The organism is Variovorax humicola, assembly GCF_037889915.1.
Lineage (GTDB): Bacteria > Pseudomonadota > Gammaproteobacteria > Burkholderiales > Burkholderiaceae_C > Variovorax > Variovorax humicola.
Map to the genome: position 1 here is coordinate 53,691 of NZ_JBBKZV010000013.1, position 25,498 is coordinate 79,188.

Annotated in this window: 22 protein-coding genes; 16 read left to right on the top strand and 6 right to left on the bottom strand. The window is 66.8% G+C overall.

All coding sequences use genetic code 11. The annotated features are described in order from the left end of the window. Positions 1 to 7: 7 nt before the first annotated feature. From WKW80_RS20245 to WKW80_RS20290, 10 genes are all read left to right on the top strand, one after another. A complete protein-coding gene (locus WKW80_RS20245; RefSeq protein WP_340365372.1) occupies positions 8 to 1,978 on the top strand; it encodes an alkyl/aryl-sulfatase in 1,971 nt (656 codons plus the stop codon). Between the two features lie 222 nt (positions 1,979 to 2,200). Next, positions 2,201 to 3,835, top strand: a complete 1,635-nt coding sequence (locus WKW80_RS20250) for an AMP-binding protein (RefSeq protein WP_340365373.1) — start codon at positions 2,201 to 2,203, stop codon at positions 3,833 to 3,835. Positions 3,836 to 4,157: 322 nt separating this feature from the next. Beyond that, a complete protein-coding gene (locus WKW80_RS20255) occupies positions 4,158 to 4,967 on the top strand; it encodes an RDD family protein (RefSeq protein WP_340365374.1) in 810 nt (269 codons plus the stop codon). After that, complete coding sequence (locus WKW80_RS20260; protein ID WP_340365375.1) at positions 4,964 to 5,962, top strand: stage II sporulation protein M; 999 nt, start codon at positions 4,964 to 4,966, stop codon at positions 5,960 to 5,962. Before WKW80_RS20255 ends, WKW80_RS20260 begins: the two co-directional genes overlap by 4 nt. Beyond that, on the top strand, positions 5,952 to 6,686 hold the full coding sequence (locus tag WKW80_RS20265; protein ID WP_340365376.1) for a hypothetical protein: 735 nt from the start codon (positions 5,952 to 5,954) through the stop codon (positions 6,684 to 6,686). The genes WKW80_RS20260 and WKW80_RS20265 overlap by 11 nt, the downstream gene beginning before the upstream one ends. Next, a complete protein-coding gene (locus tag WKW80_RS20270) occupies positions 6,670 to 7,446 on the top strand; it encodes a DUF4129 domain-containing protein (RefSeq protein WP_340365377.1) in 777 nt (258 codons plus the stop codon). The genes WKW80_RS20265 and WKW80_RS20270 overlap by 17 nt, the downstream gene beginning before the upstream one ends. After that, on the top strand, positions 7,443 to 8,639 hold the full coding sequence (locus tag WKW80_RS20275) for a DUF4350 domain-containing protein (RefSeq protein WP_340365378.1): 1,197 nt from the start codon (positions 7,443 to 7,445) through the stop codon (positions 8,637 to 8,639). Before WKW80_RS20270 ends, WKW80_RS20275 begins: the two co-directional genes overlap by 4 nt. A gap of 18 nt (positions 8,640 to 8,657) precedes the next feature. Continuing rightward, entirely contained in the window at positions 8,658 to 9,653 is a 996-nt protein-coding gene (locus WKW80_RS20280) for an AAA family ATPase (protein ID WP_340365379.1), read from the top strand. A gap of 20 nt (positions 9,654 to 9,673) precedes the next feature. Beyond that, positions 9,674 to 11,035, top strand: coding sequence for a DUF58 domain-containing protein (locus tag WKW80_RS20285; RefSeq protein WP_340365380.1), 1,362 nt, complete (start codon positions 9,674 to 9,676; stop codon positions 11,033 to 11,035). 133 nt (positions 11,036 to 11,168) lie between these two features. Continuing rightward, positions 11,169 to 11,714 carry a DUF805 domain-containing protein gene (locus tag WKW80_RS20290; protein ID WP_340365381.1) on the top strand — a complete coding sequence of 182 codons (546 nt, stop codon included), beginning with the start codon at positions 11,169 to 11,171 and terminating at the stop codon, positions 11,712 to 11,714. A 49-nt stretch (positions 11,715 to 11,763) separates the two neighbouring features. Here the strand turns inward: WKW80_RS20290 and WKW80_RS20295 are convergent, their stop codons facing one another. Both WKW80_RS20295 and WKW80_RS20300 read right to left on the bottom strand, forming a co-directional pair. Then, positions 11,764 to 13,020: a branched-chain amino acid ABC transporter substrate-binding protein gene (locus WKW80_RS20295; RefSeq protein ID WP_340365382.1), complete on the bottom strand. Its 1,257-nt coding sequence runs from the start codon at positions 13,018 to 13,020 to the stop codon at positions 11,764 to 11,766. Positions 13,021 to 13,081: 61 nt separating this feature from the next. Further along, complete coding sequence (locus WKW80_RS20300; protein ID WP_340365383.1) at positions 13,082 to 13,750, bottom strand: TetR/AcrR family transcriptional regulator; 669 nt, start codon at positions 13,748 to 13,750, stop codon at positions 13,082 to 13,084. 64 nt (positions 13,751 to 13,814) lie between these two features. Between WKW80_RS20300 and WKW80_RS20305 the strand changes: the two genes are divergently transcribed. The 4 genes from WKW80_RS20305 (at position 13,815) to WKW80_RS20320 (ending at position 20,623) form a co-directional block, all read left to right on the top strand. Then, entirely contained in the window at positions 13,815 to 15,440 is a 1,626-nt protein-coding gene (locus WKW80_RS20305) for an AMP-binding protein (RefSeq protein ID WP_340365384.1), read from the top strand. Positions 15,441 to 15,448: 8 nt separating this feature from the next. After that, the gene (locus WKW80_RS20310) at positions 15,449 to 18,787 is read left to right on the top strand and encodes a carboxyl transferase domain-containing protein (protein WP_340365385.1); all 3,339 of its coding nucleotides are present in this window, start codon (positions 15,449 to 15,451) and stop codon (positions 18,785 to 18,787) included. 46 nt (positions 18,788 to 18,833) lie between these two features. Then, the gene (locus WKW80_RS20315) at positions 18,834 to 20,132 is read left to right on the top strand and encodes a GDSL-type esterase/lipase family protein (RefSeq protein ID WP_340365386.1); all 1,299 of its coding nucleotides are present in this window, start codon (positions 18,834 to 18,836) and stop codon (positions 20,130 to 20,132) included. Positions 20,133 to 20,251: 119 nt separating this feature from the next. Beyond that, complete coding sequence (locus WKW80_RS20320) at positions 20,252 to 20,623, top strand: YXWGXW repeat-containing protein (RefSeq protein ID WP_340365387.1); 372 nt, start codon at positions 20,252 to 20,254, stop codon at positions 20,621 to 20,623. A gap of 43 nt (positions 20,624 to 20,666) precedes the next feature. On the opposite strand, the gene WKW80_RS20325 is transcribed toward WKW80_RS20320, so the two are convergent. The 3 genes from WKW80_RS20325 to purU form a co-directional block, all read right to left on the bottom strand. Beyond that, the gene (locus WKW80_RS20325) at positions 20,667 to 21,392 is read right to left on the bottom strand and encodes an LrgB family protein (RefSeq protein ID WP_340365388.1); all 726 of its coding nucleotides are present in this window, start codon (positions 21,390 to 21,392) and stop codon (positions 20,667 to 20,669) included. Beyond that, complete coding sequence (locus WKW80_RS20330) at positions 21,392 to 21,754, bottom strand: CidA/LrgA family protein (RefSeq protein WP_340365389.1); 363 nt, start codon at positions 21,752 to 21,754, stop codon at positions 21,392 to 21,394. Before WKW80_RS20330 ends, WKW80_RS20325 begins: the two co-directional genes overlap by 1 nt. Positions 21,755 to 21,837: 83 nt before the next feature. Further along, complete coding sequence (purU, locus tag WKW80_RS20335) at positions 21,838 to 22,686, bottom strand: formyltetrahydrofolate deformylase (RefSeq protein ID WP_340365390.1); 849 nt, start codon at positions 22,684 to 22,686, stop codon at positions 21,838 to 21,840. Between the two features lie 42 nt (positions 22,687 to 22,728). On the opposite strand from purU, the gene WKW80_RS20340 reads away from it, so the two are divergent. Continuing rightward, positions 22,729 to 23,637 (top strand): LysR substrate-binding domain-containing protein, encoded by a 909-nt coding sequence (locus WKW80_RS20340; RefSeq protein WP_340365391.1) that lies wholly within the window; start codon positions 22,729 to 22,731, stop codon positions 23,635 to 23,637. A 94-nt stretch (positions 23,638 to 23,731) separates the two neighbouring features. On the opposite strand, the gene WKW80_RS20345 is transcribed toward WKW80_RS20340, so the two are convergent. Beyond that, entirely contained in the window at positions 23,732 to 24,313 is a 582-nt protein-coding gene (locus tag WKW80_RS20345; RefSeq protein ID WP_340365392.1) for a cupin domain-containing protein, read from the bottom strand. 416 nt (positions 24,314 to 24,729) lie between these two features. Here WKW80_RS20345 and WKW80_RS20350 point away from each other — a divergent pair, with 416 nt between their 5' ends. After that, the gene (locus WKW80_RS20350; RefSeq protein ID WP_340365393.1) at positions 24,730 to 25,497 is read left to right on the top strand and encodes a (Fe-S)-binding protein; all 768 of its coding nucleotides are present in this window, start codon (positions 24,730 to 24,732) and stop codon (positions 25,495 to 25,497) included. The last annotated feature ends 1 nt before the right edge of the window (position 25,498 follow it).

A 25,498-nucleotide genomic window follows, 5' to 3' on the forward strand; every position in this document is an offset into this window, starting at 1 on the left:
ACACACCATGAAAGACGCCAAGCAAACCCTCGTCGCCGCGCTCATCGCATCGGCATTCATCCCGCATGCCTTTGCGCAACAGGACCTCGCGCCGAAGCCCGCGACGCAGGCCACGATCCGGGCCAACCAGGCCGTCGCGCAAAGCATGACGATGGACGACAAGACCGACAACGAGGAAGCCGCGCGCGGCCTGATCGCGACCATGCCCGACCCCGTCGTCAAGGACGCCAACGGCAAGGTCGTCTGGGATGCAAACCGCTTCACCTCCTTCATGAAGGGCAATGCGCCGGCCACGGTGAACCCCAGCCTCTGGCGCCAGGAAAAGCTCAACAACGCCAGCGGCCTGTTCAAGGTGACCGACGGCATCTACCAGATCCGCGGCCTCGACCTGGCCAACATGACGCTGGTCGAAGGCAAGACCGGCTGGATCGTGATCGACCCGATCTTCACCGCCGAGATGGCCAAGGCGACGCTTGCGTTCGCGATGCAGAAGCTCGGCAGCAGCAAGCCTGTCGTGGCCGTGATCTACACGCACAGCCACATCGACCACTTCGGTGGCGTGCGCGGCGTGGTCGACGAGGCCGACGTGAAGGCCGGCAAGGTCAAGATCATCGGCCCGGAAGGCTTCATGGACAACGCCATCGCCGAGAACGTGCTGGCGGGCAACGCCATGTCGCGCCGCGCCACCTACCAGTTCGGCGTCGGCCTTCCGACCAACGACCGCCAGCAAGTCGGTGGCGGCCTGGGCAAGGCCGTCAGCTTCGGCACCGCCGGCCTGATCCCGCCGACCGACCTCGTCACCAGGTCCGGGCAGGAAATGACTGTCGACGGCGTGCGCATCGTGTTCCAGATGGCGCAGAACTCCGAGGCGCCCTCGGAAATGATGTTTTATTTCCCGGACAAGAAGGCGTTGTGCACGTCGGAAGTGCTCACCAAGACCATGCACAACATCTACACCATCCGTGGTGCAAAGGTGCGCGATGCGTTGTCGTGGAGCAAGTACATCAACGCGACCATCGACCTCTATCCGGACGCGGAGGTCGTCTTCGCCAGCCACCACTGGCCGACCTTCGGCAAGGACAACATCCGAAAGTTCATGGTCAACCAGCGCGACGCCTATCGCTTCATCCATGACCAGGCGCTGAACCTCGCCAACAAGGGTTTGACGATGGAAGAGATCGGCGACGCCAAGTTCTTCCCCAAGGGCCTCGCCGCGGATTCGAGCACGCACGGCTACTATGGTTCGCTGAGCCACAACCTGCGCGGCGTCTACAACTACTACCTCGGCTACTACGACGGCAATCCGGCCACCCTGAACAGGCTGCCGCCGACCGACCTGTCCAAGCGCTACATCGCGGCGATGGGCGGCGAGAAAAAGGCGCTGGAAGTCGCTCGCAAGGCGTTCGACGACGGTGACTACCGCTGGACCGTGGAAGTGACGAACCGCATCGTGTTCGCCAACCCCGAAAACGCGGCTGCAAAGTCGCTCGAGGCCGACGCCTTCGAACAATTGGGCTACCAGGCCGAAGCCGGCACCTGGCGCGATGCGTACCTCGTCGGTGCGCGCGAACTGCGCCAGGGCGTGATCAAGCCGCCGGTTTCGACCCAGGGTCCGGACGTGGTTCGCGGCATGGACAACGAACTGCTGTTCGACTTCATCGCGCTGCGGCTGAACCACGAGAAGACCGACGGCATGAAAGCCAACGTCCAGGTGGAATTCACCGACCTGAAGGAAACGTGGGCACTGGAGCTGTCGAACTCGGTCCTCAACAACACCAAGGGCCGCATCCTGAAGAACCCGGACGTCAAGCTCACGCTGACACGCCCGGCGTTCCTGGCCATGCTGCTGCAAGGCAAGAAGCTGCCGGACCTGGTCAAGGCCGAGATGGTGGCGGTCGAGGGCGATCCGCAGGTGTTTGCGAGCGTGTTCGCGAACGTCGAGACCTTCGACCCGTTCTTCAACATCGTCACGCCCTGACGAGCTGACGAGCTGACGAGCTGACGCCCTGACGAACTGACCAGCTGACCAGCTGACCAGCTGACCAGCTGACAAGCTCTCAAGAGCGCCCCTTGTCAAGGCGGCTCCGTTGACCCCGAGTGCGGTCTCGGAGAGAACCTTTCTCGACCGACCCGTCGGGCCCCGCAGAGGGGGCTGCCGACGGGATGTCGATCTTCCTTTCACGAATATCCGGAGACATGAATGAATCAACGACCCTGGCTCGCCGCGTACGGCGACGTTCCCTCGCACATCGATCCCAACGCGTACACCTCCATCGTCGACCTGCTCGAGCAGGCCATGGCCACCTACGCCGGCAAGACCGCGTTCTGTTCCTTCGGGCAGCGCTTGAGTTTTGCCGACATCGACCGGCTGTCCGCGCGCTTCGCGAGCTACCTGCAGCGTGAGATCGGAGTGAAGAAAGGCGACCGCATCGCTGTCATGATGCCCAATCTGGCGGCGTTTCCGATTGCCTTCTTCGGCATTGCCCGCCTGGGTGCCGTGCAGGTCAACGTGAACCCGCTCTACACGCCACGCGAGTTGGGCCATCAACTCAACGATGCATGCGTGAAGACCATCGTGGTCTTCAACGGTTCCACGCCGACGCTCGCAGAAGTGGTCAAGGACACCGGCGTCACGACGATCATCACCGCGGGTCCTGGCGACGGATTGCCGAAGACGCTGCCCGCCCCGGCGATCGATGCGCGGTTGACCCACACCCGCTCGATGGGCGACATCCTGTCCGACGGCATGCCGACCGACTACACCGCGCCGACGATCACCGGCGACGACCTGCTGTTCCTGCAATACACCGGCGGCACGACCGGCCTGTCGAAGGGCGCGTGCCTTTCGCACCGCAATCTCGTGGCCAACACGGAGCAGTTCAAGGCCTTCATGAAGGAGGCGCTGCGTCCTGGCGAGGATGTAATCGTCACGGCGTTGCCGCTGTATCACATCTTCGCGCTGATGGTGAACCTGGTCAGCTACTTCTCGCTGGGTGCGGAGAACTGGCTGGTGGCGAATCCGCGCGACATCGACGGCCTGATCCAGACTTTCAAGGACTCCAGGCTGACCGTGTTCGCCGGCGTCAACACGCTGTATGCCGGCCTGGCCGCGCATCCGAAGCTGAAGGATGTCGACTTCTCGTCCTTGCGCCTGTCGGTGGGCGGCGGGGCCGCGGTAATCGAAGCCACTTCGAAGCGCTGGCAGGAAGTCACCGGACGCCTGATCCTCGAGGGCTATGGCTTGTCGGAGACCAGCCCCATCCTGTCGATCAACCCGCCGTTCATCAAGGAGTTCTCCGGCACGACCGGCCTGCCGCTGCCATCGACAGACATCAAGTTGCTCGACGACGCCGGTATTGAAGTGCCGCTGGGGCAGGCGGGTGAAATCTGCGCAGCCGGCCCGCAGGTCATGAGCGGCTACTGGGAGAAGCCCGAAGCCAATGCGGCAACGTTCACGGCGGATGGTTACTTCCGCACCGGCGACGTGGGGGTGTTCGACGCGCGCGGCTACCTGAAGATCGTCGACCGCATCAAGGACATGATCATCGTGTCCGGGTTCAACGTGTACCCGAACGAAATCGAAGCCGTGGCCACCGCATGTCCCGGCGTGGCCGAGTGCGCATGCATCGGCGTGCCCGACGAGAAAACTGGCGAAGCCATCCAGTTGTTTGTGGTCGAGGCGCCGGGCGCAGCGCTGACGGAGAAGCAAGTCATTGACCATTGCCGCGCCTCGCTGACTGGCTACAAGGTCCCGAAGGTCGTGAGAATCATCGACGCGCTGCCGAAATCCACCGTGGGCAAGATCCTGCGGCGCGAACTACGCGGCGTTGCGTGACAACGAGCGCGACGACCTGACGCATGCGCCCGGGTGGTTGAATCGCCGAGACGTTCTGGACGTGATGGCCGGGCCTCGGAAGCAAGCCATCATGTCTGGTCTCGTGGGGCGATCCATTCCACCGGCGCATTGCATCCAGCAGGGCGCGAATGGGCCGCCCTGATAATTTGGAGCAGAACCTGAAACCCCCGCCCCCCTGAAAGCTCGCATGTGGGAGTGGGCGGGTCATGTATACGATCGTCGACAGCCTGTTCAACTTCCGAAAATCCCGCCGCCGCCTGCCTGACGTCATCGTCGTCGTGCGCGCCTGACAATCGCTTCCGTGCGCCTCGACACGCTCTACACCGCCGAAACGCCCGAAGGCATCGCGCTGTCGCTGCGTCCTGCCGGCATCATGGCGCGCAGCCTGGCGTACCTGATCGACCTGGCGATACGACTGGTGATTCTTGTCGTGATCGCGACCGTCTCCAATGCGATGGGCGGGATGGGCACTGCGTTGCTGCTCATCGGGGTTTTCGCGCTGGAGTGGTTGTACCCGGTGCTGTTCGAACTCTCGCGCGGCGGTGCGACGCCCGGCAAGCGCGCGCTGGGCTTGCGGGTGGTGATGGATTCGGGCCTGCCGGTGACACCGGCCGCCGCGCTGATCCGCAACCTGCTGCGCACCGCCGACTTCCTGCCCGCGCTCTACGGTGCCGGCGTGACCTGCATGCTGCTGCGCCAGGACAGCAAGCGGCTGGGCGACCTGGCCGCGGGCACGCTGGTGGTGTTTACCGACAGCGTGAGCCTGCATGGCGAAGTGCCGATGGCCGAGCCGCTGGCGCCCGTCCGCCCGTTGAGCATGCGGGAGCAGGCGGCCATCGTGTCATGGGCCGGCCGGGCCAGCCGCCTCACCCCCGAGCGGCTGGAAGAACTGGCGTTGATCGCGCAACCGGTGCTGCCGGCCGGTGCGCCGGGCGCCGGGGCGTCCCAACGATTGCTGGGCGTGGCGCAATGGGTGCTAGGCCGGCGCAACGTCGACGGCGGTCACGGCAAGGGCAGCGGCAACAGCGGCGGCAACAGCGGCGGGAACAGCGGCGGCAACAGCGGCGGCAACAGCGGCGGCAACGGCAAAGGTCATGGAGAGCGTGCATGACGCCGCTTCAGTTCGAGGAAATGCATGCGCCCTTGTGGGCTGAACTGGAGGCCGAAATCGGTGTCGCCGAACGCAAGCGCAAGTTCGACGGTGCGCGGCTCGCCACGCTGTACCGGCGGGTCTGCGAACACCTGGCATTGGCACAGGCGCGTGCCTACCCGGTCCACCTGACGCAGCGCCTCGAGACGCTGACGCAGAGCGCGCATCGGTTGATCTACCGCCGCCACGACTACGGCATGGCGCGCCTGGGCCACCTGGTGCTGGTCGATTTTCCGGAGGCGGTGCGAGCGCACGGGGGCTTCCTGCTTGCGGCGGCGCTGCTGTTCACCTTGCCGCTGCTGCTGGCCGGCTTCGCGGCATGGCACGACCCGGGCTTCATCCTGCACCTGCTCGATGCCGATCAGGTGCAGAACTTCGAGCGCATGTATGGCGACAGCGCCGACGCCTTCGGCCGCAAGCGCGATGCCGATGACGACTGGACGATGTTCGGCTACTACGTCATGCATAACATCGGCATCGGTTTTCGCTGCTTCGCGGCGGGCATCTTCGCCGGCGTGGGCAGCGCTTTTTTCCTGGTCTACAACGGCGTGCAGATGGGGGCCGTCGGCGGCTACCTGATCCAGGCCGGGCATGCGCAGAACTTCTGTTCCTTCGTCATCACGCATGGCGCGTTCGAACTCACGGCCATCGTGCTGTCGGGCGCGGCGGGCTTGCGGCTGGGCTATGCCTGGATCGCGCCGGGCCGCTACACGCGCCTGGAGTCGTTGCGCATGGCCGCGCACCATGCGGTGGTGGTGATCTACGGCGTCGTCGGGCTGCTGTTGCTGGCCGCCGCGATCGAGGCGTTCTGGTCATCGGCGCGCTGGGTAGCACCCGAGGTGAAGTACGGTGTCGGCGCGGCCTGCTGGGCATTGGTGGTGGCCTACCTCGGTTGGCAAGGCCGACCGCGCCGCGCTTCGTCTGCGCCGCACGCTGGAGCCGCTCATGCGCGTTGACGGCCTGGCCATCGCACTGCGGCCGCGCCCCATGGCGGAGGCTGCCGACCTGGGTGCGGCGCTGGTTCGCGCGCATGCGGCTTCAGTGTGGCGCAGTTTCCTGCCGCTCTATGGCGTGGTCGTGCTGGTGTCCCTGTGCACGGCCGAGTTCGCGACCTGGTTGCCGGCGACGCTGATCTTCATGCTGAAGCCCTGGCTGGACCGCAGCCTGCTTTTCATCCTGTCGCGCGCCGTGTTCGGCCAGGCCACGCAATGGAACGACCTGTGGCAGCAGCGCCGCGTCGTGTGGGGCGGGCAACTGTTGCGCAGCCTGTTCTGGCGCCGGTTGTCGCCATGGCGCTCGTACACGCAGGCGGTGGAACAGTTGGAGGGCCAGCGCGGCAGCGCGCGCCGCAAGCGTCGCGCGCAAATCCTGCGCGGTCGGCGCGGTGCGGCCACCGGCTTGCAGTTCGCGTTCGCCAACGTCGAGATGGCCTTGTACCTGGCCGTGCTGTCGATCGCGCTGTGGTTCGCGCCCGAAGGCAGCCTGCGCAATGTGTTCGCCTGGTTCAACGACAGCGACTCGGTGCCTGTGAGCGTGCTGGCCGCCAGCGCCTATGCCGCGGTCGTCGGGTTGCTGGAACCGTTCTACGTCGGTGCCGGATTTGCCATGTACCTGAACCGCCGCGTCGAGCTCGAAGCGTGGGACATCGAGCAGGAATTTCGCCGTGACTTCGCGGAGTGACAGGGTGCGCGGCCGTTTCTTCGCCTGGCTCGCGGCTTGCGCCTTCGCGTGTGGCGCGGCGCAGGCCGCAACCAGCGCGGACGCGCCGACGCGCCAGCAAGTCCAGGCCGCGGCAGACGTCGTTCGCACCGATTCGAACCTGCCGGGAAGCAGGACCTCGAAGACGCTGCGCTTCAAGGAACATGAAGCCGAAGACAAGGTGAAAAAGCCCGAAAAGAAAAAAGAGAGTACGGGTGCCGACTGGCTGGCCCACTTCTTCACGGCCGTGAGCGAAGGCGGCCGCGTGCTGGTGTGGGTGCTGGGCGCGCTGCTGCTGGCGTGGGTCGCCGTCGGCGTTCGGCGCTGGGTCAAGGTGCGCGCAGAAGGGGCGCGTCATGCGATGGCGCCATTGCCAAGCCACGTCGGCGCGCTCGACATTCGTCCGCAGACCTTGCCCGACGACATCGGCGACGCAGCCGCCGGGCTGTGGCAGCGCGGGCAGCAACGTGCGGCCCTGTCGCTGCTCTATCGCGGCGCGTTGTCGCGGCTGGTGCATGTGCGAGCGGTGCCGATTCGCGCCGCCCTCACCGAGGGCGATTGCGTTGCGCTGGCATCGCGCACGCTGGCTCCCGTGCCACAGGCGTTCTTCGCGCAGTTGGTCGACGCCTGGCAATTGGCGGCCTACGGCGACCGGATGCCCGAGACGGCCCGCGTGCTGGCGCTGTGCGGCGAGTTCGATCGGCAGCTTCCTGATGCGGCAAGTACAGGAGCTGCGCCATGAAGGACAAGCTGGTCCGCATCGTCGTCGCTCTGCTGCTGGTCGCGGTGTTGGCATGGCTCGTCAGCGTCACCGAATGGGCCGACACCGAAAGCCGCACGCCGGCGCGTGGCGAGGCCGCAACCAATACGCTCTATGCCACGCAGAAACTGCTGCGCGAACTGGGTGCCACAGTCGTCAAGCGCCCGGGCCTCGACCAGATGCCGCCTGCGCAGGCGCAGCTGGTGCTGATGTCGCGGCGATGGGATTTGTTTCCCGACCGGGCGAAGCGCCTGCAGGACTGGGTCGCGCAAGGCGGGCACCTCGTCATTCCAGACTACCTCGCCAGTCACGTCGGCCTGAAGGCCTGGTTGCCGTTCAGTGCCAAGTACGTGACGCCTTCTTCCAGGCCGGCGCAGGCGCCGGCGGCGGGCGGCAAGCTGGCCGGGGACTGGGACTGCCGCACCGTGACCGAGCCCGAGTCGGTGCCTGCCAGCTACAGCGGATCGCGCAGCTTCCAGGCCTGCGTCGACCAGGGTGGACGCCAGTTCACACCCACCGGAAAGACCCAGGCGTTGTGGTCCGTGCAGGGCCCGGCCGGCCTCGAGATGCTGCGCGTGCCGGTGGGCAAGGGCACCGTCACCGTCGTCGGCAACTGGCAGGTGCTTTTCAACAGCAACGTGCTGCGCGGCGACAACCCCTTGCTCGTGGCGTCGGCCTTGCAGGCCCGCGCCGGCGCGGAGTTCTGGTTCGTCGTCGAAGAGGCGCGCGAGCCGTTCCTGCGCTGGCTCTGGCGCAATGGCCAGGTCGCCATCCTGCTCGGCCTGCTGGCACTGGCGCTCGCGCTGTGGCGCGCAGGCGTGCGCTTCGGCCCCTTGATCGCAGCGGCCGGGACGCAGCGCCGCTCGATGGCCGAGCAGGTGCGCGGCACGGCCGAGTTCCTGCATATGCACGGCGGCGACGCCTTGCACGCGGCCCAGGTACGTGCGTTGGACGAATCGGCAACCCGGCATCTGCGTCGCCATGCGCAAAGCGCCGCCGAACAACGCAACGCTGCCATCGCCGCCGCCACCGGCCTCGACGCGCGCGCCCTGTTGCTGGCGATGGCCTTGCGCCCGCGCAGCCCCGGCGCACTGGCTTGCGACCTCGAGCTGCTCGAAACGGCACGACGCCGCCTCGACGCGAATGCGATCCCGCACGCCTCCACCTCGCACTGAAGACATCGAAAGACTCCCATGCCAGAAATCGCCCAGGACGAATTGACCCGCGCTGCCGGCTGGCTCGACGCGCTGCGTGCGCAGGTCGGCAAGGCCGTGGTCGGCCAGGCCGAAGCGGTCGACCAGGTACTGGTGGCGCTGGTCGCTTCGGGCCATGTGCTCATCGAAGGCGTGCCCGGCCTCGGCAAGACCCTGCTCGCACGCGCGCTCGCGCAAGCCATGTCGTTGCGCTATGCACGCGTGCAGTTCACGCCCGACCTGATGCCGTCCGACATCACCGGCCATTCGGTGCTCGACCCCGCCGGACGCGGCGAAAGCGGCATCGGCACGCTGCGCGTGCATCAGGGGCCCGTGTTCACCAACCTGCTGCTGGCCGACGAAATCAATCGCGCACCGGCCAAGACGCAAAGCGCCTTGCTGGAAGTGATGCAGGAGTACCAGGTCACGCTGGAAGGCAAGGCGCTGCAGTTGCCGCGGCCGTTCATGGTCATGGCCACGCAGAACCCGATCGACACCGAAGGCACCTATCCGCTGCCCGAGGCGCAGCTCGACCGCTTCCTGCTGAAGATCGACATCGGCTTTCCGAGCCACGAAGAAGAAAACGCGATCGTGCAACTCACCACGCGGCATCGCGCCGGCAACCAGTTCCCGCTGGATGCCGTAACGCCCTGCCTGGCCGAGCAGCACGTGATCGAGTTGCAGCGGCTGGCTTGCCTGGTGCATGCCGATGCGCGCGTGATCGACTACGCGGTGCGCATTGCACGCGCCACGCGCGACTGGCCTGGGCTGTCCTCCGGCGCCGGCCCGCGCGGCACCATGGCGTTGATCCGCGCGGCGCGGGCGACGGCCCTGATGCGCGGCCGCGACTTCATCACGCCCGACGACGTGGCACGGCAAGCGAGGCCGGCGCTGCGGCACCGCGTGATGATCTCGCCCGATGCGCAACTGGAAGGCCGCGGAGTGGACGACTTGCTGCGCGGCGCACTCGACAGCGTCGAGGCGCCAAGGCTCTGAGCCTGCGGACCGGGCATTCGATGCGCCGCTTGTTGATTCCCACCCGCAGGACCGTGCAGGCATCGGCCGGCCTCGCCGTGCTCGCCGCGCTGGCGTTGGTGCTCGGTGCGCCTGCGGACTGGGTCGGCATGGCGTGCGGCGCGCTGCTGGCCGGTGGGCTCGCGTTTGCCTGCTTCGACCTGTGGAACAGCGGGCGCCAATGGCGCGCCGCGCCCCTGCGCGTCGAGCGGCAGTTGCCCGGCGCCTTCTCGCTCGGCGTGCCGACGGTGTTGTCATTGACGCTCGTGAACGAAGGCAGCCTGGACTGGCAGGTCATCGTGTTCGACGAGGTCGATCCGCACTTCAGCTTTGAAGGCCTGCCGCAAGCCGTGATCGTGCCGGCGAGTTCCCGGCTGGAACTGCACTACACAGCTACGGCACTGTCGCGCGGCATCGCGCAATTCGGCGTGACGCAGGTGCGCTGGCGCACGCGGGCCGGCAGCTTCGAAGTGCGCCAGCCGCTGGGCCGGCCGCAGCGCATTCGCGTGTATCCCAACTTCGCAGCGCTTGCGCGCTACGCGTGGCTGTCGGGCGACCGGCGGCTGGCGCAGATCGGCATCAAGACCTACGTGCAACGCGGCCAGGGCACCGACTTTCGGCAACTTGCCGACTACCGCACCGGCGACTCGCTGCGCCACATCGACTGGAAGGCCACGCTGCGCCACCAGCGCCCGATCGTGCGCGAGTTCCAGGACGACCGCGACCAATGCGTGTACTTCCTGCTCGACTGCGGGCGCCGCATGCGCGCCGATGAAGGTGGCCAGGCGCAGCGCGGCGGCAGTCACTTCGACGAGGCCCTCAACGCATTGATGCTGCTGAGCTATGTCGCATTGAAGGAAGGCGACGAGGTTGGCGCGATGACCTTCGGCGGACCACCCGGACAACGCCGCGACTTCGCGCCGCGCAAGGGTGGTGCCACGCTCAACGCACTGATGAACCGGCTGCACGACATACAGCCCGGCACCACGCATTCGGACTACCAGCTTGCCGCGCAGGAACTGCTGCGCGTGCAGCGCCGGCGCGCGCTGGTGATCGTGCTGACCAACTTCCGCGACGAAGACGCCGCGGAACTGCGCCCCGCGATCAAGCTGCTGCGACGCAATCACCTGGTGCTGGTAGCGAGCCTGCGCGAGCGCGTGCTCGGCCGCATCGCCAGCCAGCCGATCGCGCATGCGCGCGACGCGGTCGACGTGGCTGCTGCGCACCTGTTCGACCAGTCGCGCCGCGATGCGTTTGCGCGCGTGGTGGGCAACGACCCGCTGTCCATCGACGTCGAGCCGGCGCAGTTGGCCGTGGCGCTGGTCAATCGCTATCACGCGGTGAAGCGGGCGGGGCTGCTGTAGCTGGCGCCTGCTGTGCTTCTCCCGCAACGCATGGCGACGTTGCGCATTGTGCCGGACCACTTTCGCGCGAAGATGCTGGCGAACGACGCCGGGCCCCCCGGACGCGTCATCGAATCAACTACTGGAGAAGCGCATGTCCGAAGCAGTGAATCCCTACGCCGCACCCACGGCTGTCGTGGCCGACAGGTATGGCGATGACGAAACTTATCAGCCGGTGAAGCTGTTCTCCGCCGAGGGGCGCATCGGGCGCCTGCGGTTCCTGGCCTACCTGTTCTATTCCTACCTGATCCTTGCCGTGGCAATCGGCGTCATCGGAGGCGTTCTCGGTTCTCTTGGTTTCAGCGGCCTCGGTTCACTGTTGACGCTGCTGATGCTGATTCCCTATTTCGTCTTCTATGTGTTCACCGGAATACGACGCTCGCACGACATGAACTGGTCGGGCTGGACGGTGCTGCTGGCGCTCATACCCCTCGTGGGCCTGGTGTGGGTCTTCAATCCGGGCACTGCGGGCAGCAACCGTTTCGGCGCGCCGCCGACGCCAAATCCGCTGAGCGTCAAGATCGGCGGATTGTTGTTTCCCATCGTCTTCGTCCTGATCGGCATCCTTGCCGCGATCGCGTTGCCGGCCTACCAGGACTACACGCAGCGCGCCAAGGCTGCCCAGGTCGTCAAGCCCTGACCAGGTCCGCGGCGGGCGCCGCCCGCCGCTTCCAGGAAGCTTCAGGAAGCTATTGCGCCGGTCGCACCATCTTGCATTCGGTGCCTTGTGCCAGTTCGTTGCCGGTATAGACGGCATCGGTGCGGAAGCCGTAGCTGGTGCCTTCCCAGCCGACCTTGACGGTCTTGCCGTCGACCGGCGCGATGGTGTTGACCACTTGCGGCAACAGCAGTTGATGGTCCTCGCCGCGCATGCGCACCGGGCCCACCACCGAGTCGAAACTCATGTCCTCCATCGCCCGGGCGACCTTCATCGAATCGGTGCTGCCCGCCTTGTGGACGCCGGCCGCGAGGAAGCGCAACGTCATCTCGATGCGCGGTGACAGGAAGTCCTGGTGCATCTTGGCCTTGTAGGCCTTGGCCAGAGCGTCGACCTTCGGCGTATCGGCCTCGCCGGGATGCCATTCGGCGACCCAGGTCAGCTGCCCGATCCTGGCCTGGGACACCGCAAGGACGGTGCCCGGGATGGAGCCCGCGCTGTGGTTGAAGTAGCGCAGGTTGTAGCCCGCGTCGCCCGCGGCCTTGAGCAGCAGCGTCATGTCCTGGCCCCAGTTGCCGCTGATGACCGAGTCGGCGCCGCTCTGCTTGATGTTGGTGACGTAGGGCGCGAAGTCCTTGACGCGGCCGATGGGGTGCAACTGCTCGCCGACGAACTGGATGTCGGGGCGTGCCGTGCCGACCATCTGGCGACCGTAGCTGGCCCATTGCTTGCCGTGTGCATAGTCCTGGTTCAGCAGGTAGATCCTCTTGATCTCCGGCGTCTTCTTGATGTAGTTGGCGATCGCCTTCATCTTCATCGCCGTGTTGGCTTCGGTCTGGAAGTGCCAGAAGCTGCAGTTCTTGCCGGTGAGGTCGGGGTCGATCGACGAGTGGTTCAGCACGATCAGTTCCTTGCCGGGGTTGCGCTCGTTCCACCGCGCGACCGACTGCACCAGCGCCGCCACCACCGACGAGCCGGAGCCCCCGGTGACGATCACTTGCGCGCCCTGGTCGATGGCGGCCTGCAGCGCGCTCTGGCTTTCCTGCGCCGAGAGCTTGCTGTCGAACTGCAGCAACTGCATCTTCTGTCCGCCCGGCAACGCGCCCTTGGCATTGAGATCGTCCACCGCAAAGCGGAGGTGCGCCAGCATCAGTTCACCCACGTTGGCGAACGGGCCGGACAGCGGGTCGATGTAGGCGACCTTGTAGGTGGCCGGCTGCGCATGTACAGCGGTTGCGGCAATGAACAGGGCTGCCGCGGCCAGCGGCGCGCGCTTGAAGAAACTCATGCTGACTCCTTGAAAAATGTGTACCGGGCAAGGGTGGGCGCAGCGACACGCCGTGCGTGCTTCAAGTTCGCAGCCCCAGTACGCGCCGGGCGAGTTTTGCGAGGGTGGCGACGACCTCGTCGGGTGACAACCGGCCGTCGGGGCGATACCAGGTGTAGAGAAACCCCGGCAGGCTGCAAACGGCCAATGCCGTGATCCGGGTGTCGTCGAAATCAAGATCGCCATCGCGTCGCGCCTGCTCCAGCAGTGGGCACAACTGGTCGTAGAAGTGGTGGGCCAGCTTCAACTGGGCGGCCCGGTATTCGGGGCGGTAGGCCTGCGGATCGCGGTACGGGAAGAAGGCCGCGGGGTGGTGTGCCACCGTGGCGCGAATCAGGCGGTCGAGGCCTTCGAGCACCTTCTCGCGCGCGGGTCGCTTGTCGTCTGGCGCGAAGTCCATCGACGTAAGGCATTCCACCGCGGGCGGCCAGGACAGCGTCTCGAAGATCTCCTGCTTGTCGCGGAAGTAGTAGTAGACGAAGGGCTTGGTCACGCCCAGCGCGCGCACCAGTTGCGCCATGGTCGTGTTCGCGTAGCCCTGCTTCGCAAAGAGTTGCGTGGCCACCTGCAGGATGCGCTCGCGCTGCACGTCGGTGGCGGCGGTTGCCGCACGCTGGCGGCCATTGCCGCGCGGCAGCCGCACGCCGCTGGCTGGCACGGGTTTGTGCGGTGTCGCCGAAGTTATACCCATCGGTAGGATTGTTCGGGCACGATGCGGCGGACGCGGCTATCGATAACCCTCAGAGACTGACGCCATGGAGACAAAACAAGAAACCAACGCCACCGTTCGTGCACAGCAACCCCTGCACGAATACCTGCGGGCGCATGCCCGAACGCGCGGCGACCACGCGGCCTGCATCTGGTACGGCAGCAGCATCAGCTTTGCCGAACTCGACCGCGCCAGCGATGCCTTCGCCGCGCGCCTGCAGGCGCTGGGTGTGAAGAAGGGAGAGCCGGTGGTGCTCTTCCTCAACAATTGCCCGCAGTACCTCGTGGCGCACTATGGCATCCAGAAGATCGGCGCCATCGTCTGCCCGAGCGGCCCGCTCAACAAGGAACACGAATTGGCCTACCAGGTCGGCGACCTCGAGGCGCGCGTCATCGTGGCCGCGTCGTCGCTGCTGCCGATCGTCGAGAAGGTGCGGCCACGGAGCGCGCTGGAGCATGTGTTCGCGGTGCACTACGCCGACTGGCTGCCCGCAACGGCCAGCATCGACTTGCCCGCCGAGCTGGCCGCCGCACAGAAGGCGCCGCGCGAGGTGCCGGCCGGTTGCGAAGACTTCCGGGCCGCGATGCAAGCCGATGCAAAGCCGCAGCCCGTGGCGATCGATCTCGACGACGTGGCACTGATGACCTACACCTCCGGCACCACCGGCCTGCCCAAGGGCGCGATGCTGAGCTATGGCAATGCATTGTTCAAGACCGCGACCGCGGCCGACTGCAATGGCGTCCTGCCGGAAGACGTGCTGCTTTCCGTCGCGCCGCTGTATCACATCGCCGGCATGCTGATGGGCGTCAACATCCCGGTGCTGACCGGCGCGACCTCGGTGCTGCTGCACCGCTTCGACGCGCATGCGGTGCCGCAGGCCATCGACAAATACAAGGCGACCTGGTGGTACAGCATCGCGCCGATGAATGTGGCCGTGATGCAGTTGCCCGACATTGCATCCTTCGACCTGTCGAGCCTGCGCATGAACCCGGTGACCAGCTTCGGCATCACCTTCACCGAGGGCCTCGCCAGGCAGTGGAAGGGCTTCGCGAAGAACGCCAGTTCGTTCGAGGCGGCGTATGGCCTCAGCGAGACCCACACCTGCGACACCTACACGCCGCACGATGCGCCGCGTTGGGGAACGCAGGGCATTCCGGCGCCAGGCGTGACCATCCGCATCGTCGACTCCGACACCGGCGAGGAAAAGCCCACCGGCGAGATCGGCGAGATCATCCTCACCAGCCCCGGCTCGTTCAAGGGCTACTGGAACAAGCCCGAAGCCACCGCTGCAACGCTGCGGGACGGCTGGGTGCACACGGGCGACATGGGCAAGATCGATGCAGAGGGCTACCTCACTTTCATCGGCCGCTTCAAGGAGATGATCAAGGTCTCCGGCTACAGCGTGTTCCCGGAAGAGGTCGAGACCATCCTCATCAAGCATCCGGCCGTGGCGCAGGCCGCGGTGATCGCGCAGCCCGATGCGGAGAAGGGCGAGGCCGTGAAAGCCTTCATCGTGAAGAAGCCGGGCGCGGAGGTCGAGGCGGATGCGCTGATCGCCTGGTCGCGTGACAACATGGCCAGCTACAAGGCACCGCGCACCGTGCGCTTCATCGACGCATTGCCGACCACCGGCGCCGGCAAGGTGCTGCGCCGCCTGCTCAAAGACCAGTAAAGAATCCAGTGTTCAAGAAGATCCTTGTGGCCAACCGCGGCGAGATCGCGGTGCGGCTGGTGCGCGCCTTGCGCGACCTCGACATCGCCAGCGTTGGCGTCTTCGCGAAGGACGATGCGCAGGCGCTGCACGTGCGGCTGGCCGACAAGGCCGTGCCGCTGGGCGCGACCGGGCCGTCGGCCTACCTCGACATCGCCGCGTTGATCGCGGTTGCGCGGGCCGAGGGATGCGATGCGGTGCATCCGGGCTACGGCTTTCTCAGCGAGCGTGCCGACTTCGCACAGGCCTGCGCCGACGCGGGGCTGGTGTTCATCGGGCCGACGCCGGAGCAACTGGCGCTGTTCGGCGACAAGGCGCGTGCGCGTGCGCTGGCCGCGCAGTGCGACGTGCCGGTGATGCCGGGCAGCGTGGGTGCGGTGACGCTGGCGCAGGCGCAGGCCTTTTTCGCCGCACAGACGGCCGTCGCGCATGCGGGCGAAGGCGCACCGCACGCGCCGCGCGTTGGCGTGATGGTCAAGGCCATCGGCGGCGGCGGCGGTCGCGGCATACGCGCCGTGTTGCGCGCCGAGGATCTCGCCGAGGCGCATGCGCGCTGCGTCTCCGAAGCGAAGGCGGCCTTCGGTGTCGATGGCGTGTACGTGGAGCGCCTGATGCTCGATGCGCGACACATCGAAGTGCAGGTGCTGGGCGACGGCCAGGCGGTGGCGAGCCTGGGCGAGCGCGAGTGCACGCTGCAACGCCGCTTCCAGAAGCTCGTCGAAATCGCGCCGAGCCCATCCTTGCCCGAATCGATTCGCGCCGAGGTCACTGCCGCTGCGTTGCGCATGGCCCGGGCCGTCGGCTATCGCGGCCTGGGGACCTGGGAGTTTCTCGTCGACGCGCAGGCCACGACCCTGCCCTGGGTCTTCATCGAAGCCAACCCGCGCTTGCAGGTCGAGCACACGGTGACGGAAGCGGTGACCGGCCTTGATCTCGTGCAGTTGCAGATCGCAGTCGCGGCGGGGCAGCGCCTGGGTGAACTCGGCGTCGACGCCGACCGCACGGCGCAGCAGCGTGGCTTTGCCGTGCAATGGCGCATCAACGCCGAGACGCTCGACGCGGAAGGCAACGCGCGCCCCGCGAGCGGCACGCTCTCTCGCTTCGACTTGGCGGAAGGGCCGGGCGTGCGCGTCGACAGCCATGGCTACGCAGGCCTCGCACCATCGCCGCACTACGACACGCTGCTGGCAAAACTCATCGTGCAGTCGTCAACGCCGCGTTTTGCGGATGCGCTGCGCCGGTCCCTGCGCGCGCTGGAAGAGTGCCGCATCGAAGGCATCGTCACCAATCTGTCGCTGTTGCGCGCGATCGCGGCGCGGCCCGAGTTTGCGTCGCAGCATGTGCACACGCGCTTCGTCGAGGCCCATCTGGCCGAGCTGCTTTCCAGTGCCGCGCAGCTCGATGCCGCGATGCTCGAGTCGGCCGCACCCGTCCATGCGGCGGCGGTGAAGGCCGGCGTCGAGTTCGATGACACCGACGATGCGCTCGTCGTGCGCGCGCCGATGCCCGCGAAGCTGGTGCAGTTCGAAGTGGCGGTCGGCGACGTGTTGCCCACCGGCGCGCAACTCGGCGTGCTCGAAGCCATGAAGATGGAACACCTCCTGAATGCGCCGCAGGCCGGCCGTGTCGTTGCGCTGCTCGCGGCGCCCGGCGACTACCTGGTCGAAGGCCAGCCGCTGGTGCAACTCGAAGCCGTCGATGCACACGCGGCCGAGGCGCAGGCGCAGGCCGCGCAGGACCTGTCCGTGATCCGCGCCGACCTGCAGAAGGTCATCGACCGCCACGCCTTCACGCTCGATGCGAATCGACAGGCCGCGGTCGCCAGGCGCGCGCAACAAGGCGGCCGCACCGCGCGCGCCAACATCGCCGACCTGTGCGAACTCGACAGCGACCCCGGCAATTTCATCGAATACGGCGCCCTTGCCATCGCCGCGCAAACGCGCCGGCGCAAGCTCGAGGACCTGATCGCCAACACGCCGGCCGACGGCATGGTCACCGGCATCGGCAGCATCAACGCGAAACAGTTCGGCCCGGAGAAGTCGCGCTGCGCCGTCATGGCCTACGACTACACGGTGCTGGCCGGCACGCAGGGCATGCGCAACCATCACAAGACCGATCGCATGCTGGGCATCGCGCACCAGCTCAAATTGCCGGTGGTGCTGTTCGCCGAAGGCGGCGGCGGGCGGCCGGGCGACACCGACATGCCGATCGTCGCCGGGCTCAACAACCACACGTTCAGCCAGTTCGCCGCGCTGTCGGGAAAGGTGCCGGTGGTCGGCATCGTGCATGGCCGCTGCTTCGCGGGCAATGCGGCGCTGCTCGGCTGCAGCGACGTGATCATCGCCACGCGCGGCAGCAACATCGGCATGAGCGGGCCGGCGATGATCGAGGGCGGCGGACTCGGCACCTTCGCGCCCGAGCAGATCGGGCCGAGCGGCGTGCAATCGAAGAACGGCGTGATCGACGTGCTGGTGCAGGACGAGGCCGAGGCCGTCGCGGTCGCGAAGCAATACCTCTCGTACTTCCAGGGCGCGACCACCGATTGGCATTGCGCCGACCAGCGCCAGCTGCGCCACGCGATTCCCGAGAACCGGCTGCGCGTGTACGACGTGCGCGCCGCGATGCGCGGCCTGGTCGACAGCGGCTCGCTGCTCGAACTGCGCGCCGGCTTTGGTGCCGGCATCCTCACCGCGCTGGCGCGCATCGAGGGCAAGCCGGTCGGCCTGATCGCCAACAACCCCCAGCATCTCGGCGGTGCCATCGACGTCGACGCGGCCGACAAAGCCGCGCGCTTCATGCAGCTGTGCAACGCGCACGGCCTGCCGCTTGTCTCGCTGTGCGACACGCCCGGCTTCATGGTCGGCCCCGAAATCGAGGCGCAGGCGCAGGTGCGCCATGTGTGCCGCATGTTCATGGTCGCCGCGCATCTGCGCGTTCCGTACTTCTGCGTGGTGCTGCGCAAGGGCTATGGCCTCGGCGCGCAGGCCATGGCCGCGGGGGGCTTCGACGCGCCGGTGTTCACCGTGGCATGGCCGACCGGCGAATTCGGTGCGATGGGGCTCGAAGGCGCGGTGCGGCTCGGCTTCCGCAAGGAACTCGAAGCCGCGGAGGAAGGTGCCGGGCGCGACGCGCTGTTCAAGCAACTGGTGGCGCAGCAATACGCCAACGGCGAAGCCATCAACATGGCGCAGACGCTGGAGATCGATGCGGTGATCGACCCTGCAGAAACGCGCGCCTGGCTGGTGCGCGGGCTGTCGTCGGCGGCCTGCCCGCGCGATGCGGCGGTGGCCTACGTCGATACCTGGTAGCGCGACGCGCTCTAAACTGCGCCGTTTTCCGCCGCCTGGAAGCCGCATGAATCCCTGGCTTGCATGCCTGTTCCGTCCCGCATTGGCCGCAGTCGCGTCGCTGGCGCTGCTGTGCGCGCCCGCGCTCGCGCAGCCGCGTGCGGACGCGCCCCGCTGGATCGCGAGTTGGGCGGCCGCGCCGCAGAGCTTGCCTGCGCAGCCGCCCGTCACTGGCGCACAGCCCGCATCCGCGCGCGTGCCCACGCTCACGCCCGCATTCCGCGCGCAGACCGTGCGCGAGCGCGTGTTCCCCACCGTCGATGGCGAGACGGCGCGCGTGCGCTTCTCCAACCGTTTCGGCGCCGTCCCGCTGCATGTGGCGGAAGCGAGCATTGCGCTGGGCACCGGCGGCAGCGCCATCTCGCCGGCCTCCCTTCAGGCGCTGTCGTTCGGCGGGCGGCACGACATCACCATCGCCCCCGGCGCCGAAGCCTGGAGCGACTCGGTACCGGCCGCGGTGCGCGCCGGGCAGGCGACGGTGGTCAGCTTCTACCTCGACCAGCCGACGCCCTTCGGTACCGTGCACCGAATGCCCGCGGACGCGACCTGGGTGGCGCCCGACAACGCGGTGTCGCAAGCCACGCTCGCCGGCGCCGCGCCATCGCAGTGGAACCACATCGTCACCGGGCTCGATGTGATGACCCGCGGGCCGGCGCGCGTCGTCGTGGCGTTTGGCGACTCGATCACCGAAGGCGTCAACGCTTTCTCCCTGGTGAGGGGGCGCTACCCCGACCGGCTTGCCGAGCGGCTGCGCGATGCCACGCCGGGTGGGCCGGTGGTGGCGGTGCTCAATGCCGGCATCGCCGGCAACCGCTTGCTCAGCGAAGTCGCCGGCCCGTCCGGCATCGACCGCTTCGCGCGCGACGTGCTGGCGCAGAGCGGCGTCACGCACGCCGTCATCCTGCTGGGCATCAACGACATCGGCTTCGAGACGTTCTTCGGAACGCCGGGCCTCCCGTTGCCAGCGACCCGCACGGCGACCGCCCCGCGCCTCATCGCCGGGCTGAAACGCCTGGTCGACATGGCGCGCGCGCGCGGCGTGAAGGTCATGCTCGGCACCTTGACGCCGGTGAAGGGCAGCGGCTACTGGAGCGAGCAGAACGAAGAGATCCGGCAGGCTGTGAACCGTTGGATCCGGGACCAGCAAGCCGTCATCACGGTGGTGGATTTCGACGCCGCACTGCGCGATCCGGATGATCCGCAGGCCCTCGATCCGGTCTACGACAGCGGCGACCACCTGCATCCGGGCGAGGCCGGCAATGCGGCGATGGCGGCGGCCGTCGACTCGCGGGAACTGCGCCAGTAGGCGCCGCAGTCCTGTAACTGCTGGCGGCACCGCTTTACGTGCGCGTCGGCATACGGCTGACAGAGCGTTTACACATCGCCCGCACCATGAAGGCTCCTGTAACTCATGAGGAGCACCCCATGAAAAAGATCGTTCTTGCCGCCGCTGCCGCCACCGTCCTTGGCGTCGGTGCGTTCACCATTCCAGTTGCGGCGCAAGCCCAGGGTGTCAGCGTGCACATCGGCTCGCCGCCGCCACCGCCGCGCGTGGAACATGTGCCGCCTCCGCGCCACGGCTATGTGTGGGCGCCGGGTCATTGGGAAGCACGCCACGGCCGCTATGCGTGGGTCCAGGGCAACTGGAAACGCGAACGCCCCGGCTACGCCTGGCGCGCGCCGAGTTGGGAGGAGCGCGATGGCCACTACGTCTATCGCAGCGGCCAATGGGACCGTGACCACGATGGCGTGCCCGATCGCTACGACCACAAGCCCGACAACCCGAACCGCAGCTGACACGCGCGGTTGACCCGAACGCCCGACCTTCAGTGCCGGGCGTTCAAAGCAGCTTGAAAACCAGTGGCATCAGCAACGCTGCGAGCACAACCTGCATGCCGAGAGCGAGCCCGGCATAGGCGCCCGCGTCGGCATTGACATGCAAGGCGCGCGCGGCGCCGATGCCATGCGCCGCAGTACCCAGCGCGAAGCCGCGCGCGGCCATGCCCTTCGAATCGGTCGCCACGCGCAGCGCATCGAACAGGTATTTTCCGGAGAGCGCACCGATCATCCCGGTGAGCACGGCGAACACCGCCGACAGGGCCGGAATGCCGCCGATCTTTTCCGAGATCCCCATGGCAACCGGCGCCGTGACCGACTTGGGCGCGAGCGACAGCACCACGTCATGCGGCAGCCCGACCGCCCAGCCAAGCGCAATGGCCGAGCCGCTGGCCGCGATGCCGCCCAGCAGGGAGGCCATCAACAGCCGGCCATAGCGCGCACGCAACTCGGCACGTCGTTGCCACAACGGCCATGCGAGCGCGACCACGGCAGGGCCGAGCAGGAAGTGGATGAACTGCGCGCCGGCGAAGTAGGTCGGGTAGTCGACGCCGGTGGCCAGCAGCACGCTTGCGATCACCACGACCGACCACAGCACCGGATTGGCCCACGGCGCGTTGTCGAGCCGGTTGTAGGCCACCTGCGCCAGCAGGTACACCACCAGCGTGGCCGTGAGGCCGAACAGCGGCGTCGCGGAAAGATAGATCCAGAGCTGGACGACGCGGGGCATCAGTCGCCCGCCTTCCGGGTCGTCGCGTCGCGGTCGGGCCAATAGAGGACCAATGCCGCGACAGCCAGGCCGATCCAGGTCGACAACGCAATCACCAGCAGCATGCGCCCGCCGAATTGGCTCACCAGCGCCAGGTGCGTCATCACGCCCACGCCCACCGGAATGAACAGCAGCGACAGATGCGACAGCAGGAAGCCCGCGCATTCGCCCACCGGCCCGCGCACGGACTCGAAACGCAGGCCCACCAGCATCAACATCATGCCGAGCACCGGGCCGGGCAGCGGCAGCGAAAAGCCGCGCGACAGCGCCTCGCCGATGCTCTGGAACACGAGCAGCCAGGCGAGGCCGCGCAGGCCCGTCATCGTTGGGCAACCTTCGCGAAAGCTCCGTGTCGCGAAGATCGTGGCAATGACATGGTCGAGGCGTTCATCGAGGGGCGCTCGACTCAGCGAAAAACGACCGTCCGATGCCCGTTCAGCAGCACCCGGTGCTCGCTGTGCCACTTCACCGCACGCGCCAGCACCTGGCTCTCGGTGTCGCGGCCGCGGGCGGTCAGGTCTTCCACCGTGTCGGTGTGGTCGGCGCGGGCCACGTCCTGCTCGATGATCGGGCCTTCGTCGAGGTCGGCCGTCACGTAGTGGGCCGTCGCACCGATCAATTTCACGCCGCGGTCATGCGCCTGGTAGTAGGGCTTCGCGCCCTTGAAGCTCGGCAGGAACGAGTGGTGGATGTTGATCGCGCGGCCAGCCAGCTTCTGGCAGAGGTCGTTGCTCAGGATCTGCATGTACCGCGCCAGCACGACCAGTTCGGCGCCTTCGGACTCGATGATCTCGAGTTGCCTTGCCTCGCTCCGCGTCTTGGTCGCCGCCGTCACCGGGATGTGGTGGAACGGCACGTTGTAGCTCGCCGCAAGCTGGTAGAAGTCGCGGTGGTTGGCGACGATGGCACGGATGTCGATGTGCAGGTGGCCGCTCTTCCAGCGGAACAGCAGGTCGTTGAGGCAGTGGCCGTCCTTGCTGACCAGGATCACCGTCTTCATCGGCACCGTCGCGGCGTGCAGTTGCCAGGTCATGCCGAAACTGTTCGCAAGCACGCCGATCTCCGAGCACAGCGAGGCCTCGTCATGCGCTTCGCATGCGAAGCGCACGCGCATGAAGAACAGGCCGGTGCCGTGGTCGTTGTATTGCGCGGCTTCCTCGATGTTGGCGCCGCGTTCCAGCAGAAAGCCCGAAACGGCATGCACGATGCCTGTGCGGTCGGGGCAGGAGAGGGTAAGGATGTACGCGGAATTCATAGGGCCGGTGATTGTCGCAGGCCGTCACAATCCCGGCAGGACATGAGCGCATCGCCCCGCATCCCGCCCATCCAGGGCCTGTTGGCTTTCGAGGCCGTGGCGCGCCTGCGCAGCGTGACGCTGGCGGCCGAGGAACTGAACGTCACGCCCAGCGCGGTCAGCCACCGCATCAGGCAATTGGAGTCGCAACTCGCGCTCAAGCTCTTCGTTCGCAACGACTTCGGCCTGAGTGCGGACGGCGCGGCCTACCTGGCGCGCGTGCGTGAGGCGCTGGCGGCCCTGCAGCAGGTGCCGGGGAGGACCGATGCGGCCGGCGCCGCCACGCGATTGCGCGTCGCGGTCACGCCGACCTTCTCGCGCCAGTTGCTGCTGCCCCGGCTGGCGCTGTTCCGCCACGCCTACCCGGAGATCGAGTTGACGCTGCAGGTCGCCATCCCGGTGCAGAACGTGATGGCGGAAGAGGCCGACATCGAATTGCGCTTCGGCAGCGGCCCCTTTGCGGACCGCGAGTCGATGCACCTGCTGTCGGACGAGGTGTGTCCGGCCTGCAGTCCCGACTATCTCAACGAGGCCGGCCCTTTCGATGGCTTCGACACTGCCGCATCGATCGCCCGGGCTCGCCTGATCCGCTCGCCGCTGGAACCGTGGCGCACCTGGTTCAAGGCCTGCGGCATCACGCAGGCCGAACCCGCCAGTGGCGCGCAGTTCAACGACCTGGGCCTGGCGCTGGACGCCGCCGTCGCGGGCTTTGGCGTGGTGCTGCTGCGCCTGCGGCTGGGGCAGGCCTGGCTCGACAGCGGCCGGCTGTTGCGCTTGTCGCGCAACAGCGTGCGCTCGCCGAACGACTACTTCCTCTGCTGGAAGCCGGGCACGCTGGAGCGCTGGGAGTGCGCAGCCTTCGTTGACTGGTTGCGCGGCGCGCTGCGGGATCTGGAGCCTGTACGCAAATGATGTCTTTTCAGTTGCATCTTGCGGAACGCGATGATTGCGACGCCAATCGTCCAACCAATGTGGCCGACCTCTGTCGAATCACGATCACTCCCGATCAACCTCCTTCGGCGAGGGCCTTCGCGATACCTGGGTCGTAGTCTCCGTCAACGAGGATGAAGAGCATGCGGCATGCGCGGCCCGACCGATTGGCCCAAGCGTGGTTGGTGCCGCGCTGGATGATCACGCTGCCCGGCTTGACCGTTACCTCGCCGGTGTCCACCACCAGGGTGATCTCACCCTCGATGACAACGCCATAGTCGACGGACTTTGTCCGATGCATCAGCGGATGCGGCGCATCCTTGTGCGCCGTCGATGCGCCTTCGTCGCCGACCTCGGAAAATCCGGCGAGCACCGCCTCTGTGCTCCGCGCGAGGAGTTCCGGGCTGTCGGGCGGGATATCGACGAAGCGGATGCGCGTGCCATTCCTGGGCGGCGACAACGAAAGCGGACCAAGCGTCGGATCGTTGCCGTTATCGATGCGGGCCGGCGATTCGCCCGTAGACCACACCTCATGGAATACGACGCCAGGCAGCGCCTTGAGTTCAGTCACGACGGCCAGAGGCCCTTCGCTCGAGATGATCGCGTTGCCTTGCGAGTCGTGGCCAGTGATGACGCGGTGGATGGCTGGCATGTTCATTCTTCTGTGTCCTCCCTAAGTGAGATTGTTGAAGCTGCCTATTTTGTCTGTAGCCAGTCGATGGCGTTCCACGCCCCAGCGGAAACGACGAACATCAAATTCATCCATTGCACGGCGAGAACAGTCTGCGGTGCGAGCTGGAGGCCACGGACAACCGAATGAGGATTTGGGCCCCGCCCGCGTTTCGCACATACCCGAACGGATCCTGCGATGCCGACCCTCGCAGGGCCGGCTCGCTGACTGAAAAATTTTCACGCGACGGCAAAGCGCTTTTCACGCGGCCCGCAGCGTCGCGCTCCTACAGTTCCGCAACGACCCGCCCTGCGCCGTCGCGGGGCGCCGCACAACGACATCACGGAGACAAGAACCATGAATTGTTCATTGACCGAGTCAGCTGGCTCGCCCGGAGAAGCGCCATGCAATCGCCTTTGAAACCCCGTGTTGGCCTGTTTGCCACCTGCCTGGTCAACGCCATGCGACCGAGTGTCGGCATAGCCTCATTGCAACTGTTGGAGGAGGCGGGCTGTCGCGTCGAAGTCCCTCTGGCGCAGACCTGCTGCGGCCAGCCCATGTTCAACAGCGGAAACACGCGCGGTGCGGCGAAGCTGGCGCGCATCTTCATCGAAACCTTCGAGCCCTTCGACTATGTGGTAATTCCTTCCGGCTCCTGTGCGGGCATGACCAAGGCGCACTACGAAGAAGCTCTGGCCGAAGACCCGCCTTGGGCCGAGCGTGCCCGGAAACTGGCAACGCGCACCTGGGAGATCACCAGCTTTCTGACGGACGTGATGCATTTCGTGCCTCGTGGCCGTTCGCTTCAGGCCACGGCCACGTACCACGACAGTTGCTCCGGCTTGCGCGAGTTGGGCGTGTTCGCGCAGCCGCGCGCGTTGTTGCAGCAGGTGCAGGGACTGGAGATGCGCAAGCTCGAAGGCTCGGACGTGTGCTGCGGTTTCGGCGGCACGTTCTGCGTGAAATACGCGGCCATCTCCAACGGCATCGTCGATGAAAAGGCCATGGCGATCGAGCGCACCGGCGCCGACCTGCTGCTGGGCGGCGACCTGGGTTGCCTGATGAACATGGCCGGCAAGCTGAGCCGGCGCAAGTCGCCGGTGCGGGTGATGCACACCGTCGAGGTACTGGCCGGCATGGCCGGTGCCGCCGCCATCGGCGAGGCGGAGTAGC

What these genes read in the sequence shown, in the direction of transcription:
- WKW80_RS20245 (WP_340365372.1), top strand. Translation starts at nt 8, where the DNA reads ATGAAAGACGCCAAGCAAACCCTCGTCGCCGCGCTCATCGCATCGGCA.
- WKW80_RS20250 (WP_340365373.1), top strand. Translation starts at nt 2,201, where the DNA reads ATGAATCAACGACCCTGGCTCGCCGCGTACGGCGACGTTCCCTCGCAC.
- WKW80_RS20260 (WP_340365375.1), top strand. Translation starts at nt 4,964, where the DNA reads ATGACGCCGCTTCAGTTCGAGGAAATGCATGCGCCCTTGTGGGCTGAA.
- WKW80_RS20265 (WP_340365376.1), top strand. Translation starts at nt 5,952, where the DNA reads ATGCGCGTTGACGGCCTGGCCATCGCACTGCGGCCGCGCCCCATGGCG.
- WKW80_RS20275 (WP_340365378.1), top strand. Translation starts at nt 7,443, where the DNA reads ATGAAGGACAAGCTGGTCCGCATCGTCGTCGCTCTGCTGCTGGTCGCG.
- WKW80_RS20280 (WP_340365379.1), top strand. Translation starts at nt 8,658, where the DNA reads ATGCCAGAAATCGCCCAGGACGAATTGACCCGCGCTGCCGGCTGGCTC.
- WKW80_RS20285 (WP_340365380.1), top strand. Translation starts at nt 9,674, where the DNA reads ATGCGCCGCTTGTTGATTCCCACCCGCAGGACCGTGCAGGCATCGGCC.
- WKW80_RS20290 (WP_340365381.1), top strand. Translation starts at nt 11,169, where the DNA reads ATGTCCGAAGCAGTGAATCCCTACGCCGCACCCACGGCTGTCGTGGCC.
- WKW80_RS20295 (WP_340365382.1), bottom strand. Translation starts at nt 13,020, where the DNA reads ATGAGTTTCTTCAAGCGCGCGCCGCTGGCCGCGGCAGCCCTGTTCATT.
- WKW80_RS20300 (WP_340365383.1), bottom strand. Translation starts at nt 13,750, where the DNA reads ATGGGTATAACTTCGGCGACACCGCACAAACCCGTGCCAGCCAGCGGC.
- WKW80_RS20305 (WP_340365384.1), top strand. Translation starts at nt 13,815, where the DNA reads ATGGAGACAAAACAAGAAACCAACGCCACCGTTCGTGCACAGCAACCC.
- WKW80_RS20315 (WP_340365386.1), top strand. Translation starts at nt 18,834, where the DNA reads ATGAATCCCTGGCTTGCATGCCTGTTCCGTCCCGCATTGGCCGCAGTC.
- WKW80_RS20320 (WP_340365387.1), top strand. Translation starts at nt 20,252, where the DNA reads ATGAAAAAGATCGTTCTTGCCGCCGCTGCCGCCACCGTCCTTGGCGTC.
- WKW80_RS20325 (WP_340365388.1), bottom strand. Translation starts at nt 21,392, where the DNA reads ATGCCCCGCGTCGTCCAGCTCTGGATCTATCTTTCCGCGACGCCGCTG.
- WKW80_RS20330 (WP_340365389.1), bottom strand. Translation starts at nt 21,754, where the DNA reads ATGACGGGCCTGCGCGGCCTCGCCTGGCTGCTCGTGTTCCAGAGCATC.
- purU (WP_340365390.1), bottom strand. Translation starts at nt 22,686, where the DNA reads ATGAATTCCGCGTACATCCTTACCCTCTCCTGCCCCGACCGCACAGGC.
- WKW80_RS20340 (WP_340365391.1), top strand. Translation starts at nt 22,729, where the DNA reads ATGAGCGCATCGCCCCGCATCCCGCCCATCCAGGGCCTGTTGGCTTTC.
- WKW80_RS20345 (WP_340365392.1), bottom strand. Translation starts at nt 24,313, where the DNA reads ATGAACATGCCAGCCATCCACCGCGTCATCACTGGCCACGACTCGCAA.
- WKW80_RS20350 (WP_340365393.1), top strand. Translation starts at nt 24,730, where the DNA reads ATGCAATCGCCTTTGAAACCCCGTGTTGGCCTGTTTGCCACCTGCCTG.